The organism is Coprococcus sp. AM14-16 (assembly GCF_003434675.1).
Taxonomy (GTDB): domain Bacteria; phylum Bacillota; class Clostridia; order Lachnospirales; family Lachnospiraceae; genus Coprococcus; species Coprococcus aceti.
The window spans coordinates 537,036-552,934 of sequence record NZ_QTLL01000002.1 but is presented as its reverse complement, the minus strand read 5'-3'; the positions used below and the strand labels follow the sequence as shown (position 1 = coordinate 552,934).

The 15,899-nt window shown below is 44.7% G+C and carries 11 protein-coding genes; 4 read left to right on the top strand and 7 right to left on the bottom strand.

What is annotated here, in order from left to right; translation table 11 throughout:
• The first annotated feature begins 231 nt into the window (after positions 1-231).
• From DW159_RS08505 to DW159_RS08495, 3 genes are all read left to right on the top strand, one after another.
• Positions 232-1,431, top strand: a complete 1,200-nt coding sequence (locus tag DW159_RS08505) for a class I SAM-dependent rRNA methyltransferase (RefSeq protein ID WP_117550036.1) — start codon at positions 232-234, stop codon at positions 1,429-1,431.
• Between the two features lie 4 nt (positions 1,432-1,435).
• Positions 1,436-2,038 carry a transglutaminase-like domain-containing protein gene (locus DW159_RS08500; protein ID WP_015534517.1) on the top strand — a complete coding sequence of 201 codons (603 nt, stop codon included), beginning with the start codon at positions 1,436-1,438 and terminating at the stop codon, positions 2,036-2,038.
• Positions 2,039-2,107: 69 nt separating this feature from the next.
• On the top strand, positions 2,108-2,692 hold the full coding sequence (locus DW159_RS08495) for a rhomboid family intramembrane serine protease (protein WP_015534516.1): 585 nt from the start codon (positions 2,108-2,110) through the stop codon (positions 2,690-2,692).
• 375 nt (positions 2,693-3,067) lie between these two features.
• Here the strand turns inward: DW159_RS08495 and DW159_RS08490 are convergent, their stop codons facing one another.
• From DW159_RS08490 to DW159_RS08460, 7 genes are all read right to left on the bottom strand, one after another.
• On the bottom strand, positions 3,068-3,730 hold the full coding sequence (locus DW159_RS08490) for an HAD hydrolase-like protein (RefSeq protein WP_117550034.1): 663 nt from the start codon (positions 3,728-3,730) through the stop codon (positions 3,068-3,070).
• 33 nt (positions 3,731-3,763) lie between these two features.
• Complete coding sequence (gene fabV / locus DW159_RS08485) at positions 3,764-4,927, bottom strand: enoyl-ACP reductase FabV (RefSeq protein WP_055222328.1); 1,164 nt, start codon at positions 4,925-4,927, stop codon at positions 3,764-3,766.
• 30 nt (positions 4,928-4,957) lie between these two features.
• Positions 4,958-6,289 (bottom strand): replicative DNA helicase, encoded by a 1,332-nt coding sequence (gene dnaB / locus DW159_RS08480; RefSeq protein ID WP_015534513.1) that lies wholly within the window; start codon positions 6,287-6,289, stop codon positions 4,958-4,960.
• A 16-nt stretch (positions 6,290-6,305) separates the two neighbouring features.
• Positions 6,306-6,752, bottom strand: coding sequence for a 50S ribosomal protein L9 (rplI, locus tag DW159_RS08475; protein WP_015534512.1), 447 nt, complete (start codon positions 6,750-6,752; stop codon positions 6,306-6,308).
• A 3-nt stretch (positions 6,753-6,755) separates the two neighbouring features.
• Positions 6,756-8,894, bottom strand: coding sequence for a DHH family phosphoesterase (locus DW159_RS08470; protein WP_117550032.1), 2,139 nt, complete (start codon positions 8,892-8,894; stop codon positions 6,756-6,758).
• A 180-nt stretch (positions 8,895-9,074) separates the two neighbouring features.
• Positions 9,075-10,430, bottom strand: a complete 1,356-nt coding sequence (locus DW159_RS08465; protein WP_004852292.1) for a glucose-6-phosphate isomerase — start codon at positions 10,428-10,430, stop codon at positions 9,075-9,077.
• 148 nt (positions 10,431-10,578) lie between these two features.
• Positions 10,579-14,880, bottom strand: coding sequence for an MBG domain-containing protein (locus DW159_RS08460; protein WP_117550030.1), 4,302 nt, complete (start codon positions 14,878-14,880; stop codon positions 10,579-10,581).
• Positions 14,881-15,095: 215 nt separating this feature from the next.
• Between DW159_RS08460 and DW159_RS08455 the strand changes: the two genes are divergently transcribed.
• Positions 15,096-15,899 carry a MerR family transcriptional regulator gene (locus tag DW159_RS08455; RefSeq protein WP_117550028.1) on the top strand — a complete coding sequence of 268 codons (804 nt, stop codon included), beginning with the start codon at positions 15,096-15,098 and terminating at the stop codon, positions 15,897-15,899.

Sequence of the window (15,899 nt, the reverse complement as noted above, 5' to 3'; positions counted from 1 at the left end):
CAGTTTCCGCAGGGAATCTGACGTTTGTGTGCATTCTGCTACGTTCGTAGTATACACGTGTTACATAATTTTTACAAGTATAACTTTTTTACAAGTTTTTTGTTACAAATGTGTTAAGTTTGCCCCATCTTGGATTATTTGTCTACATATGGTAAAATAAATCCGCAAAATTCAAAAACAGACAACGAAAAATGTCTGCCAACGGCAGTACAGAGAAAGGATACATATATTATGGGTGCTATTGTTACATTAAAAAAGGGAGAGGGACGACTTCTGAAGTCCGGCGGAGCATGGATATTTGACAATGAGGTCGACACCATAGTCGGCAGCTTTGAGAACGGCGACATCGTCATAGTAAAGGACTTCGATGGTTATCCACTCGGCAAAGGATTCATAAATACCAACTCCAAGATCTTCATCCGCATGCTCACAAGACATGTGGACACCGAGATCGACGAGGCATTCTTCGCAAAGAGACTTCAGGATGCATGGGATTACCGCAAGAAAACCGTCGACACCAGTAGCTGCCGTGTCGTATTTGGCGAGGCTGATTTTCTGCCGGGAATCGTCATTGACAAGTTTGAAAACGTGCTTGTTGTCGAATCACTGGCACTCGGCATCGACAAAGTTAAAAATTTGTTAATAAATATTTTAAAAAATATACTTAAAAATGATGGTATAATAATCGAGGGTGTTTATGAACGAAGCGATGCAAAAGTCAGAAAACACGAGGGGATGGATACCTATAAAGGGTTTATTGGTGACGAATTTAACACAAAGGTTCATATAAATGAAAATGGCGTTCGATATATTGTTGATGTGAAAGACGGTCAGAAGACCGGATTCTTTCTGGATCAGAAGTATAATCGTCTTGCTATTCAGAGAATATGTAAAGATGCAAAGGTTCTTGATTGCTTTACACACACAGGCTCCTTTGCTCTAAACGCAGGCATAGCCGGTGCTTCCAGCGTTTTGGGAGTAGACGCTTCAGAACTTGCTATTGCCCAGGCCAGAGAGAATGCAGCGCTCAACGGATTGGAGAGCACTGTCTCTTTTGAGTGCAGAGATGTATTTGATCTTCTTCCTGAACTGGAATCAAAAGGCGAACAGTTTGACGTTGTCATACTTGACCCGCCGGCATTCACAAAATCAAGAAATTCAATAAAGAACGCAGTCAAAGGCTATCGCGAGATTAATCTGCGTGCTATGAAACTCGTAAGGGATGGTGGATTCCTTGCAACTTGTTCATGTTCACATTTTATGGATTTCGAGTTATTTACCAAGACCATAAAACAGGCCGCCATGAATTCACATGTAAGACTTCGCCAGGTAGAGTTCCGCACACAGGCTCCTGATCACCCAATATTATGGGCTGCAGATGAATCTTATTATCTGAAGTTCTACATATTCCAAGTAATAAAGGAGAGATGACACAATGCAACTAATTCAGAGAAATAAGGATTCAGCATATTTGCAATACGACAAGTATGTAAATTATGACAATCCTATCGTCGCTGCAAAGGCAAAGGAACTTGCTGCAGATTGCAAGAGCAGTGATGAGATCATACAGGCATGTTACTATTTTGTCCGAGATAGGATTTCTCACACATATGACAGCAACTTTTCAGTAATAACTATCAGCGCTTCCGATGTACTGGAAGCCAGCACGGGCATCAGCTATTCAAAGGCCAATTTGCTGGCAGCACTGCTTCGTGCCAACAACTTATATACAGGATTCTGCTATATCCGTATCAAGCACAAGGGCGGACTTATGGCTATGCATGCACTTAATGCGGTATATCATCCGGATCTCAAGAAGTGGATACGTCTTGATGCCCGTGGCAATAAATACGGCGGTTTCAACGCCGATTACACACATAATGAGACTCAGATGGGACATGTGATTGATTCAGCAGCCGGAGAGTATGAGTTCAACGACCTCATCGCCGTACCGCTTCCATCAACCATGAGGGTTCTCGAACAGAGTACCAACTTCTACAAGATGTACTTTAACGATATGCCAGATTATGACGCTTAAAAAATATTACCAGCGGATGACCGCTGGTAATATTTTTCTATACTATATGAATAAGAGGGGAACCGATCCATGTCAAAGACAAAATCCAAAACCATATTAAGAATATCCTTTAACTCACCTGTGGTACTTACATTTGCACTCATTTGTCTGGGAGCTTACCTCCTGAATATCCTCACAGGCGGCAAAAGTAACTTTCTTCTATTTGAAGTATACAGAGCCCCTCTCACCGATCCTTTAACCTACATCCGCATGTTTGCCCATGTGTTTGGTCACGCAAGCTGGAGTCACCTTATCAACAACATGACGCTGCTGCTTGTGATCGGCCCACTACTTGAGGAAAAATACGGCTCAAAGGATCTGCTCATCGTAACCATCACCACCGCACTGGTGACAGGAATCGTGCATTTTATATTCTTCCCTGGTACAGCATTGCTCGGCGCCAGCGGAGTGGTATTCGCATACATTCTTCTGTCTTCTTTTGCATGTATAAAGGACGGCTCCATACCGCTCACCTTCATACTTGTTGCAGTGCTTTATATCGGCGGACAGGTGGCTGACGGAGTGTTTGTGAAGGACAATGTGTCGAATCTCACCCACATTATCGGGGGGATCATCGGAGCGTTCTTCGGGTACATCTCCAATGTCAGGAGATGATGTGACGAACGGACGGATGCCATACTCTCCAGGGACAGAAATTGGGTCTCTATATATGTAATCACGCTCGACTTACCTCACTTTGCTTTGCTTATATCTGCACGCGGCTCCCGCTCGCTATAAGGGCGTTGCGAGCTCCGCCTTAGCAATAAGCAGCAAAGTTCAGGCGTCTTCGCTACCGATTACATATATAGAGACCCAATTTTATATTCCCAGGGAGTATGGCATCCTGATCTTGTTGGATATATACTTTTCAGATCATGTTCCTGACATATTTCGATAAGAATTTTTATTATACATACTGATTTTCTCAAATCAAGCGTAATCTTTTCTCAAAACATGCGCCATCTTTTTTTCTTCAGATTGCTCTGCAATCTACAATTTCAGGATTTCCTCTGGGCTTTCTACTATGTTGTCTGCGCCGACTGCTTCGAATTCTTCTCTGCTGCCGTAGCCGTAGAGGACTCCTATGGTCTGGAGGCCACAGGCTTTGCCACCTTCTATGTCGTAGCGTCTGTCGCCTATCATCACAACCTGGTTTGATTTTATCATATCTTCTGTCAGTCCGTGATCTTTCTTGAGGCTTTCAAGGACCTGGGATATGATGTGCTTCTTGTCTGATCCTGTTCCGTCGGGATTACTTCCAACTACAACGTCAAAATATTTTCCCACACCGAACTTCTCAAGGATACGGAGTGTCGGCTCTGTCGGCTTGCTGGTTGCAACTGAGAGTATGCAGCCCTTCTCCTTAAGGGCACGCAGGGTGTCTGCCACTCCGTCGTACACCTCAGCCTCGAAGAGACCTACCACGTTGTATCTCTCTCTGTACTTGGCCACCATCTCCTTTGCCCTTGCATCATCCATGTCGAATTCTCTCACAAAAGAATCATACAGGGACGGCCCTATAAAGCTTCTGAATACTCTGTATTCAGGATATGGAATTCCAGCCCAGTCCAGAGCGTATTTTATACAGTTGAATATTCCTTTCTCAGACTTGGTGATCGTGCCGTCAAGATCGAATAATAGATATTTGTACATGCCTGTACCTCCAATTATATAAATCTTGATCAATTACATGATATCAACATCTGCTGAGTAATCCACACCGTCGATCTTGAAACCGAACATGTTGTAGAAATCCTCCCAGTATCCATCGATGTCTGCTATATCCTTGACATTGTCATTGTTGACTGTATCCCAGTGCTCAGCAACAACTTCCTGAACATCATCTCTCATCTCCCAGTCATCCATACGGATGAATCCGTTGTCGTCCACCTGGGTGTCATCCAGGATCTTATCCATGAACAGTCTCTGCATCTGCTCTATGCATCCCTCGTGGAGTCCCTTCTCTTTCATAACTTTGTAGAGAAGTGTGATATACAGAGGTACGATAGGGATAGCTGCACTTGACTGTGTGACAAGAGCCTTGTTGATGGCTATCTTCGCCTTTATGTTAGGGAACTTTTCATTTATAATGTCTGCTGACTTGTACAGATCCTTCTTTGCCTGTCCGATTGATCCCTCAGCGTAGATAGGGAATGTGATCTTTGGTCCTATGTATGAGTATGCAACTGTGATCACGTTATCTGCCAGAACTCCGGCATCTGAGAGTGCCTGCATCCAGTCGATCCAGTCCTCACCGCCCATTACCTTGATGGTAGCATTGATCTCGTCATCATTTGCCGCTGTTATATGTGCATCTGTGATGGTGTTGTCCTTGAGTACAAGTGTCTTGTTGGTGTACTCCTCACCTACTGTCTTGAGTACAGATGTGTACTTTGTTCCATCCGGAGTTGTTCTTCTAGGCGCTGCCAGACTGTATACGATCATATCAATCTTGCCCATGTCTGCCTTGATGGTCTCGATAACCTGCTCCTTAATCTCGACTGAGAACGCGTCGCCATTGATGGACTTTGCATAGAGTCCGGCCTTGTGAGCCTCCTCCTCAAATGCTCTGTTGTTGTAGAAGCCAGCGGTTGCTGTACGGCGTCCATTTGACTCCTTCTCAAACATAACGCCGAGGGTATCTGCGCCATAGCCAAATGCAACTGCGATACGTGATGCAAGTCCGTATCCTGTTGACGCTCCGATCACCAGAACCTTCTTAGGTGCGTTATCGCTCTTAACTGCTCCCTTTGACTTGACATACTCGATCTGATTCTTTACATTCTGTGCGCATCCCACCGGGTGAGCTGTTGTACAAATAAAATCTTTAACTCTTGGTTCAACTACCATTTTCAATTCTCCTTATAAAACATAATATATTTAGTGCTCTTTGTTGGCAAACTTCGTGTATTCCTGCAGCCATACCAGATCCACAGATCCGGTGGCACCTTTTCTCTGTTTAGCTATGATTATCTCCGAGATACCCTTCTTGTCGGTATCAGGATTGTAATAATCATCTCTGTATATGAACATAACCACATCGGCATCCTGCTCGATAGATCCCGACTCTCGGAGATCCGCAAGCACAGGCTTGTGATCCGGTCTCTTATCAACCTCTCGGTTAAGCTGTGACAGCGCTATGATAGGCACATCCAGCTCCCTGGCAAGCATCTTCAACGATCTCGACATATCAGATACGAACTGCTGTCGCGACTCAACTCGTCCCGTCGTGCTCATAAGCTGCAGGTAGTCGATGATGATGAGTCCAAGATTGTTCTTGCTCTTGAGCTGTCTGCATTTTGATCTCAGCTCGGATATGGTGAGTGCTGAACTATCCTCTATGTACAGCGGTGCGGCAGCTATACTCTCCGCACTGGCAAGCACCTGATCCCAGTCGTCCTCAGCCAATTGTCCCGTCTGTACCTTCTGGGAATCAACCAGGGAATCCATGGCTATCATACGCGTTACAAGCTGCTCCTTGCTCATCTCTAGGTTGAATATCGCAGTGGCAATTCCCTTGCGCACGGCAACATGGTGGGCAATATTAAGGACAAATGCCGTCTTACCCATGGCAGGTCTAGCAGCCACCAATATAAACTCCGATCCATGGAGACCGGTGAGCATATTGTCCAGATCTATGAATCCCGTAGGGATACCTGTTACTCTTGTGTTCTTTCTGGAAGCCTCCTCTATCTGCTCGATAACGTTCATGACGATCCTGTCGATCCCCACAAATTTGCTGGAGCCGTTCCTCTCCTTTATCAGATTGAACACACCGCTCTCGGCCTGTTCAAGAAGCTGTTCAACTCCCTCAGAATCCAGATAACAGTCCTTCTCCACTTCCTCGCACAGCTTTATCATCTTCCTGAGTATGGATTTGTCCGCCACGATCTCTGCGTAATGCTTGGCATTCACCGATGTCGGAACCGTCTCCAATATCTCCGCTATGGATTTGGTGCTTATGACCTCATCAGGTACATTGTTCTCCTCAAGCTTGTTCTTCAGGGTTACCAGATCGACCGCCTTACCCTCCTTGAACAGCTCTACCATATTCTCGAACAATATTCCGTACTGACCGTAGTAGAAATCCTCCTTGGTCAGCATATCGGACGCCTCCACTATGGCGTCTCTGTCCATGAGCATGGAACCTATAACAGACTTCTCGGCATCCAGATTGTAGGGAAGCTTTTTTCTTGCAAATGCATCTTCCATATTTTATCTATACTCCTTATGCTTCCTCGACCTTTACAGCAAGCTCTGCCTGAACCTCAGGGTGAAGCTTGACCTTCACTGAAAAGCTTCCTAACGCCTTGATGGAGTCCTTCATAACGATCTTCTTCTTGTCTATATCCTTGCCGAGCTGGCTCTTGATGGCATCTGAGATCTCCTTTGTGGATACTGAGCCAAATGTTCTTCCGCCCTCTCCAACCTTGATCTTAACAGTTACTGAAGCCTTCTCAAGCTCTGCCGCAAGTGCCTTGGCATCAGCAAGATTCTCTGCTGCCACCTTCTCCTCATGAGCCTTGCGGAGCTTGAAATCATTCATATTCTTTGGAGTTGCCTCCATGCCGAGCTTCTTAGGAATGATGAAATTTCTTGCGTAGCCCTCATTTACCTCTACCATTGCGCCTTTCTTTCCAAGGCTTTTAACATCCTGTAATAATATGACCTTCATATCCTAAATATCTCCTTCCTTATACATCTCATTCAGGAGCTCAACAAGCTCCTTCTTTATATCCTCTGCTTTCGCATTTTCAAACTGAGCTGCCGCGATATTTGCATGACCGCCGCCACCCATTCTCTCCATGATTATCTGGACATTGACATCGTCAATAGCTCTTGCACTTATCTTGACATCCGCACCCATCTGCGCTATTACAAATGAAGCTCTGACACCTGCGATGTTCAGCATCTCATTTGCAATCTTGGCGGTGAGTACCACCGGCGACTCAGGGCCATCCCCAGGTGTAATGATTGATATGGCAAATGCATCAAGCACCATCTCTGCGTGGCTGACACCCTCCGCCTTCTGTCTGTAGGTCTCTATGTCAGTTCTGAACATCTTCCTTACTCGCATGACATCCGCACCGCTTCTCTTCAGGAACGCGGCTGCCTCAAAGGTTCTGACACCGGTCTTGCTCAGGAAGTTGTCGGTGTCAATGAGTATTCCGGCATACATGGCGTCCGCCTCTGTAGGCCTGAGCTTTATCTTCTCATCCATGTACTGGAGCATCTCTGCGATCATCTCACATGCAGATGACGCAAATGGCTCTATATACGACAGTGTCGCATTTGCAATGACATCCTTTGTCTGCCTGTGGTGATCGAACACCACTATGCTCTTCGCATATGCCAGCAGTTCCTCACACTCCGTGAGCGTAGGATTATTCACATCCGTCACAACTACGACCGTGTCGTCATCGACCAGACTGAGCGCCTGATCGTTGTTGATTATCATATCTGCCGGGTAGGAATTGCTCGAAGTGAAATTGCCGTATATCGGACTTATGGCCGATGACACCTCATTTACAACTATATGCGCCGTCTTGCCCAGCGCAGTCACCATCTTGTATATTCCTATACCTGAACCAAAAGCATCCATGTCCGGATTCTTGTGGGCCATGATTATAACCTTCTCCTTGGTCTCAAGAAGCTCCTTGAACGCAAGAGTCTTAACCCTCGCCTTAACTCTCGTGGACTTCTCCGTTCCCTGACTCTTACCGCCAAAGTAGGTGATCCTGTCGGCGGACTTGATAACCGCCTGATCGCCGCCTCGGCCCAGAGCAAGCTCCATGGCGGAACGCGCTGCCTCAAAGTTTTCTATAAAGCTCTTGTAATCAGTACCAAGACTTATACTGAGTGTAAGTGGAAGATCATTTCCGATATTTATAGCCTTGACCTCATCGAGCAGGGCAAATTTGTTCTCCTTGAGCTGATCCAGATACTTCTGTGGCATCACGAACATGTACTTGTCCTTCTCAAGGCTCTTGACTATGGCGTCGACATTTGCCATGTATTTGTTAATCTTTCTGTCGACCAGGGCAACAAGAAGAGAGTGTCGTACCTCCTCAAGCGACTCAAATATCTCATCGTAGTTATCAATATATATGAGACCCGCAACCAGCTTCTGGTCATGGTTCTCCTGAGCGAGCTGATTCACCACTGTCACATCAAACATGTAGAACGCAAGGAAGGTGTCCGTCTTGCCGTGGTGTCTTGAACCACCGTGCGAAGCCTTCGTCTCTTTCTTCTGCTCATCAGCCCCATCTCCGTCTGTGCCGGCCTCACCCGGCTGGGCATCCGTCTCTTCCATAGCAGGCTCAACCTTATTCACCTGTACACGTCTGATCTCATAACGGTATTCTCTTCCGTTAAATGCTATCTCTCCCTCGGTAACCTCCTCCTGATAAGGAAGACTCTCCTCGGTAACCTCCTCAAATACCTGAACTATATTCAGCTTCATGAGCTTTCTCTTACTGGTCTCCGTTATACCTGAGAACTCGTCGTTCACCCACACAACTTTTCCATCCTCGTCAAGCAATGCGTACGGAACCGGAAACTCCTTTATGAGCTCCTTCTGCATCTTGCCGTGCTCCATGGCAAATTCCACATATCTGTCGCGGGACAAAGTATTCATCCTCAGGAAAACAACAATGCTCACCGCTCCGTATACTGCCGTAAAAATGGTGGCTATAACTCCGGCTCCTATTCCGACAAAATACATGAACACTGTCATCAGACAGAACATTCCTATCAGATACAATGGAACCTGTCTATATCGGTTGTACAGCCCCTCTACATCTCTCTTTTCATTCATATGTCACTGCCCTTCTTATCCTTCCATTCACAATGCAAATGATCAGGCTCAATTCTGAGCCTATACACTTCATAAGTATAACATTGTGCGATTCTGATTACAAGAAATATAGAATTGCAAAAAAATGCAGGTGTGGCAAAACACACCTGCATCTCTTATATATTAATCTGTAAAGATCTATTAACCGTTGATTCTTGCAAGAAGCTCCTTGCCAAGCTCCTCGTTGCCCGGCTTGCCGAGAAGAGCGAACATGTTCTTCTTGTAGCTCTCAACACCTGGCTGATTGAATGGATTTACACCAAGTGTGTATCCACTCACACCACATGCAAACTCAAATGTGTAGAATAGCTCACCGAGAGTGAACTCATCAATCTTGTCGATGTTGATCTGGATGATAGGAATTCCACCATCTGCGTGTGCAAGGATAGTTCCGTTCATGGCACTCTTGTTGGCGAAATCAACTGTCTTGCCTGCAAGATAGTTAAGTCCATCAAGATCTGAGTCCTCAGCCTCCATAACGATCTCACATGTTGGATTAACAACATTGATAACTGTCTCGAAATGGTTCTGTGAACCCTGCTGGATGAACTGTCCAAGTGAATGAAGGTCTGTTGTAAAGTCCGTAGCTGTTGGGAAAAGTCCCTTGCCATCCTTACCCTCGCTCTCGCCGTAGAGCTGCTTCCACCACTCTGATACATAGTGGAGTGCCGGCTCAAAGTTAGCAAGGATCTCGATTGACTTACCCTTGTTGTACAGTACATTTCTTACTGCTGCGTACTTCATAGCATCTGAATCGTCGAAGTCCTGTGCAAGACAATCCTTTCTTGCTGAAGCTGCGCCTTCCATAAGCTTATCTATATCAGCACCGCTTACTGCTATTGGCAGAAGACCAACTGCTGTGAGAACTGAGAAACGTCCTCCTACATCATCAGGAACTACAAATGTCTCATAGCCTTCCTCTGTTGCAAGTGTCTTGAGAGCGCCCTTTGCCTTGTCCGTTGTGGCGTAGATTCTCTTTGCTGCGCCCTCCTTGCCATACTTCTCAACAAGCTTCTTCTTGAAGATTCTTGAAGCGATACCAGGCTCTGTTGTTGTACCCGACTTGGAGATGATGTTGATAGAGAAATCTCTGTCACCGATCACCTGAAGCAGATGAGCCATGTATGTGCTGCTGATATTTGATCCTGCATAGTAGATCTCAGGAGTCTTACGGATTGACTTGTCAACTGAATTATAAAAGCTGTGTCTTAAAGCTTCGATGGCTGCTCTTGCACCCAGGTAAGAACCACCGATACCGATTACTACAAGCACGTCTGAATCTGCCTGGATCTTAGCTGCTGCCTTCTTGATTCTCGCAAACTCTTCCTTGTCATAGTCTACTGGAAGGTCGATCCATCCAAGGAAATCATTTCCCTCACCGGTCTTGTTTACAAGTGTTGCCTTTGCAGCTACTACCTGATCCTTGATTGCTGCGATATCAGCGTCTGTAGCCATGGCTTTTGCATTCTTAAAATCGAAACTTACTGTCTGTGCCATTTGTTTTCTCTCCTTACTTGTATTAAATTTTTCACATTGAATCAATTTTAGCAAATAGGTATACCATAATCAACTATTAATCTCAAAAAACTCCCCCAAAGCCACAACCGGTTTGGAGGAGTTTTCAATTATAACCATGTCTAAAGCACTACTTAACCGTCACTTTGATCTTTGCACAAACACCATTTTCAGACATTACATAAACCGTACATGTGCCCTTACGCACTGCCTTTATAACTCCTGCAGATGAAACGGTTGCCACCTTTGCATTGGATGTTATGAACCTTTCCTTCTTCGTAAGATGGTTTAACGCCTTCTTCTTTGGATTCTCAAGCTTAACCTTCTTGGTGATCTTAAATGTTTTACCTTTTGCAAGGTTAACCTTGGTCTTGTTCACAGTAACTTTCAGGACATTTGTCTTTGATGCTTGAGGCATTGCAACATGGACTGTATTTGTCCTGCCGAGATATACCTTCTTGCCACCCGACATCTTGTATGCGACTGTAAAATACTTGTATTCTCTCTTATTATTGAGGTTCTTATCGGCATATTTCTGGGACTTCGGTACATTAGCAAGCTTATTGAAGTTGTTCTTTCCATTACAATATGACCAGTATACATCATATCCTGTTGCACCTTTGACCTTATCCCATGTCAGATCTATTCTTGTTCCTGTTCCCTTTCCTTTCATAAGGAAGAACGGAAGTGTCTTCTTATAGAGTTCTGTTCCACTAGGTTCAACATTTGGAGATTTCTTTATAACAAGACGGCCAATGGCAAATGTTATATTGTAGTTTGGATTTGCACCCTTCTTCTGGCTTGCTGTGATCGTGTATGTTCCGGACTTCTCACCAGCAGCTCTCTTGAGAACAATTCCTGTAAGCTTATCCTTGCCAACAAGTCCCTCCGCTGTAAATGTAAACTTCGGATCCGCCTTGCCTTCATACTTAGATGCGTCATTTGCAGTTACTCTGATGGCTTTTTTGTTTACCGTGATCGCAACCTTTGCAGCAGCTGCCTTATAGTTCTGATTTGCCGCAACGGATACTGTCACAACCGCCTTGCCTGCACCAACTATAGTTACCTTGCCTGTGCCATCCACCTTGACAACCTTTGTATTGCTGCTTGTAAATGTTTTCTTGTCATTTCTACTGCACTTCACATTGAGGGCAAACTTTGCATCTCCATATGTCTTTGCTGCCACCTTGCCTACTTTGAGAGTTGTTGCTGCTGGAATTATCTCTCTCTTTGCAACTGTGAACTGAACCGGTTGTGTCACATACTCATTGTAATTGGTTGTAGCACAAACCTTGGCATACATATAATATGTGCCCGGATCTGCCGATCTGGAGTTCTCCCACAATGTTCCATCCGTGTTGCTGTTCTCTGTTGTGTAGTAATACTCTATAACAGGATCCTCTTGTGCTCCTGTAACCTCTGGAGCCTCTACACTGTCGCCAAATGTGTAATCGATTACATCAAATTCAACATTCTGATCAAGTCTCTGTATTTCAAATTCTGCATAAGCCGTAACATCAGCTATCTTCACAACAAACTTATAAGTACCTGCATTTACCGGCGCATTCTCATTTTCCGGATAATCGGTATCGCCTGTTCCCTCATAATATGTAACAGCTGCCTCTCCGGTCTTCTCTGTTATCCAGTTATTAACAACTGCACCTGCATATTCTGTGCCGTCATACGCTCTGCTTTCTGCTGTCACAGTACAGCTGACCGCCTCGTTTCTGCCCTGATATGCGCAGTGTGCCGGATTCTCAGTTTCATTGCAGTATGCAATTATCTTGTTACTGCTTCCTTCTTTTATCTCATACGTCCAGTCATGATAATGAACCATATCCCATGACTTGTTCTGAAGCATGTAATTGGCTGCATTACCCGTAGTTGCAAGCCCAAATCTGTATGTAGTTACAACCGTCTCTATTCCAGGTGTAACGTCCCACAGTACTACAGTATAATCCTCGTCATATACAAGTTCATCTCCATCCAGCAATCCTGAGAACTGGATTCCCTGTATATATGCATTTTCATCAACAATTACCTTATCCGCTGTGATCGTTTTCTTTTCGATAGTCACAGTCACATCGCCAAATACCGGTGAACACTCATCTGCTGTAACAAGGTAATACACCTTATATGTTCCGGCATTTTTAAGTTCTGGAACCGTCTGTGTGTACGGCTCATCTGCTGCCAATGAATAACTGATAGAAGCTCCATCCAGGCCATCTGCAATTGTAACAGATGGGCTATGTATCAATCCATCATAAGTGCAGGTTGTATCTTCCGCAGTTACTCCGGCGATCAGGTCACGTGAGACTGCCTTGGCATCTGACCACAATGAAGCTGGTTTTGTCGTATTAGCCACGTATCTTGTGCGAACATATACCCTCTGATTCTCTTCAAGTCCTGAGATAACATAATTATCTGACACATTCAGATCATCGAGAACTGTCCAGGCCGCTCCATCCATCGAATACTGATACTGCTGTCCGCCAAGCGGGCTTACTGTCACAGAATCACCAGTCACGCTTACTATCTCAATGCCTTCGCCGTCTGCAGCACTTTCCATATCAGCTGGTGTTGGATTCTGTATGTCTGCAAGAGTCTTCGGTGCAGATGGCGCCTCCGGTCTTGCTGCAACAGTTATATCAGCAGGTGTATCCTGACTGTCCTTCTTGCTGATACTTATATTTTTACCAAACAAACTATATGATACGTCGTTATCATCTGTTCCCTCAAGGGCTATATCACCATACATATCACTCACAATTTCATATGACTCGCCATCAACAGTGATGATATATGAAGTATCGCCATCAAGATCTGTCAGATTTTCTGTTATATAATCAACCTGTCCTGTAACTGCTCCTACATCAGCCACCGCTCCAACGCTGAATTTGAAACCTATATGTCCGCCATCTTCAACATTTGTCCATGACATTGTCAATCCCGAATCTATTCCTTCAACCAGGGATGCAGCATTCTGACCATTTATTTCAGCAGTTTCCTTTATGTAGCTTGATGAACCTGTATTGTACTCAAATATTCTTCTGGAATCATAGCCCCCGATCCAGTAATTACTTGCCTGTGTTATAGGTGCAAGAACAAATGATGGAGTATCATCTGCCGCATCCGCCGCTTTAGCAACTCCCATCATCGCTATCTGCTGTAATTCGCCATTCTTGACAGTAGCAGCAAGCACCGCTTCATCTGCACTGTCAGAGCTTGTAATTTCATTTCCAATATTCGCATCCGCTCCTATTGCAAATGAATGCTGTCCCTCACCAAGTTCAGCATCAAAAATCAGATCGTGAGTATTCATAGGATCAAACGACAATCTTAGAGCTGCAAGCGAAGCCACAGATACTTGTGATGTAGCCGTTTCAGCTGAAGGCTCTGAATCGCTTCTGCTGTACAATCTCCATACTTTGTCGTAGCTTGTTCCAAGCATATAGTTCTTTCCGTCCTTGGTATACAAGCCAACAATATCAACCCCTTTGTCATTGGCCATGTAAGCCATAACTCCATTGCTTATATACCAACATTCATTCGCTTTTGTCCACGTATTGCTCTCGTCGCTGGAAGGAAAAACTGCCTTTACCGCTCTGCTGGCTGTGCCATCCACCACGCATCTGTACCAGTATCCATGAGTCGGGGTGAACGTATATGTACTCCCATTTGCACCTTCAATATCTGTAAATGGTCCACGCTTACTGGTTGCGCTCTGCCACTGATATGTTGCAGCTTCCCCTGTCACGTCCATAACGAAAGTAATTGAACTATTCGTCATATTCTTGCCATATGGATATCCATTGTTCATGAATACAACTTCTTCCTCCGAAGGATCTGTATTGCCTCCGCCTGAAAAGCCACCGATCTGAAATGTTATTTCATTGCCGCTGGCATCCACTATCTTGCCAGCATCCAGATCAATACTTCCTATGTAAATATCAGGGAATACATAACCATTGTAATATGTCCACGTATACAGATAATACACACCCGTGGTACCCATATCTATTCCCTCTCCGGAAATGGTATCCGTTCTGTCATATGTACCTGAACTCCTTGAGAACGAGTTCTCTGTTATCCAGCCTTTAAATCCGCAGCCTTCAGGTGACTCGGCACTTGCCCATCCACTGTACCTATGGCTGTTCAGATAATCACCAAAGTTTGTGAGGTCGCCAGACAAGAACTTCTCAGACTGAATGCCAAGCTTGCAGCTCGCGCTGGCATAACCGCTGGTCGTCCACCCCCACTTGAGACCTCTCATATGTCCATCTGTGCTTATATCCACGTCTGTTACCTTGATATTCTCCATAGCCGCTGCGTAGGCAGTATTCTTACCGCCTATCGAAATCAAACACGTTATGACCATGAAAGCTGTCATGAGCCATGCCATAACTTTTCTGCATAGAATTCTTTCTTTCATACACTTCCCTCTCTTTCTCAATAAAACCTCTTTTTCGTGTGTCCGTTAATGTTTTCTCTCTGCAACCATTACCTCCTGTTAATTCTTGACTCTTTCACTTTAACAATTTATGATAATTATAATTCGTACATCAATGTTCAAGTCAACAATATTTTTGCGGTATTTATGCAATATTCACAATTTTTTTTGTCTATTTTTAAGGGAAGGGGAATCATATGAATCACGCAAATAAAAATCTATATCAAATTGGAGAAGTCACTAAAATGCTTGGAGTGACAAGAAGAATGCTGTTAAACTACGAAGACCTGGGGCTTCTGACACCCGCATACAAAAATGAGAGCAGCGGTTTCCGCTACTACTCTGCCGATAACATCGTACATATACGAATTATAAAAGTTCTTCAGGGACTAGGATTATCGTTATCCGAGATTAACAAGTACTTCAATAATACCGAAAAGCTTGAGGATGTCATTGAACGTATGACTGCGCTCCGTTCCCAGCTGGATCTGTGCATAGCCCAGCTTCAGCTGCGTCAGTCCCAGACATCAGAACCGGAGATCCATTTTACCACTCTTCCCTCATTCACTGCATTTTGTCAGGAGTTCAAAGACTCTGATCTGGCCAGAAAAACTGAAGATCTGCGCAAGACCTTTATCGAGGCAACAAAAAAATATCAACTGGACACCACAGGCAAAATGTGTACAGAGGTTTTTATCGAGTCAGCATCAGCCGGAAGATATGTCATACCTGTCGCAGCAGATCCTGACACCAATGACGAACACATAAAAAAACTTCCACAGACTGCAGCCATCTGTATATACCATCGTGGTCCATACGAAAATTTTGACACTGTCCAGAAGAAACTATTGGACTATGCAAAAGAAAACAATCTTGCTACCTGTGGTTATTTTCGCAATTCGTTTATGGAGGGTCCTCCAACCCACGGAGCAAATAAAGATGCTTATATCACACAGATCGCACTGCCAATACGCAAAAGCTCTCCGTTCGGATCGGCATGA

What these genes read in the sequence shown, in the direction of transcription:
- DW159_RS08455 (WP_117550028.1), top strand. Translation starts at nt 15,096, where the DNA reads ATGAATCACGCAAATAAAAATCTATATCAAATTGGAGAAGTCACTAAA.
- fabV (WP_055222328.1), bottom strand. Translation starts at nt 4,927, where the DNA reads ATGGTAGTTGAACCAAGAGTTAAAGATTTTATTTGTACAACAGCTCAC.
- rplI (WP_015534512.1), bottom strand. Translation starts at nt 6,752, where the DNA reads ATGAAGGTCATATTATTACAGGATGTTAAAAGCCTTGGAAAGAAAGGC.
- DW159_RS08500 (WP_015534517.1), top strand. Translation starts at nt 1,436, where the DNA reads ATGCAACTAATTCAGAGAAATAAGGATTCAGCATATTTGCAATACGAC.
- DW159_RS08460 (WP_117550030.1), bottom strand. Translation starts at nt 14,880, where the DNA reads ATGAAAGAAAGAATTCTATGCAGAAAAGTTATGGCATGGCTCATGACA.
- DW159_RS08470 (WP_117550032.1), bottom strand. Translation starts at nt 8,894, where the DNA reads ATGAATGAAAAGAGAGATGTAGAGGGGCTGTACAACCGATATAGACAG.
- DW159_RS08465 (WP_004852292.1), bottom strand. Translation starts at nt 10,430, where the DNA reads ATGGCACAGACAGTAAGTTTCGATTTTAAGAATGCAAAAGCCATGGCT.
- DW159_RS08505 (WP_117550036.1), top strand. Translation starts at nt 232, where the DNA reads ATGGGTGCTATTGTTACATTAAAAAAGGGAGAGGGACGACTTCTGAAG.
- dnaB (WP_015534513.1), bottom strand. Translation starts at nt 6,289, where the DNA reads ATGGAAGATGCATTTGCAAGAAAAAAGCTTCCCTACAATCTGGATGCC.
- DW159_RS08490 (WP_117550034.1), bottom strand. Translation starts at nt 3,730, where the DNA reads ATGTACAAATATCTATTATTCGATCTTGACGGCACGATCACCAAGTCT.
- DW159_RS08495 (WP_015534516.1), top strand. Translation starts at nt 2,108, where the DNA reads ATGTCAAAGACAAAATCCAAAACCATATTAAGAATATCCTTTAACTCA.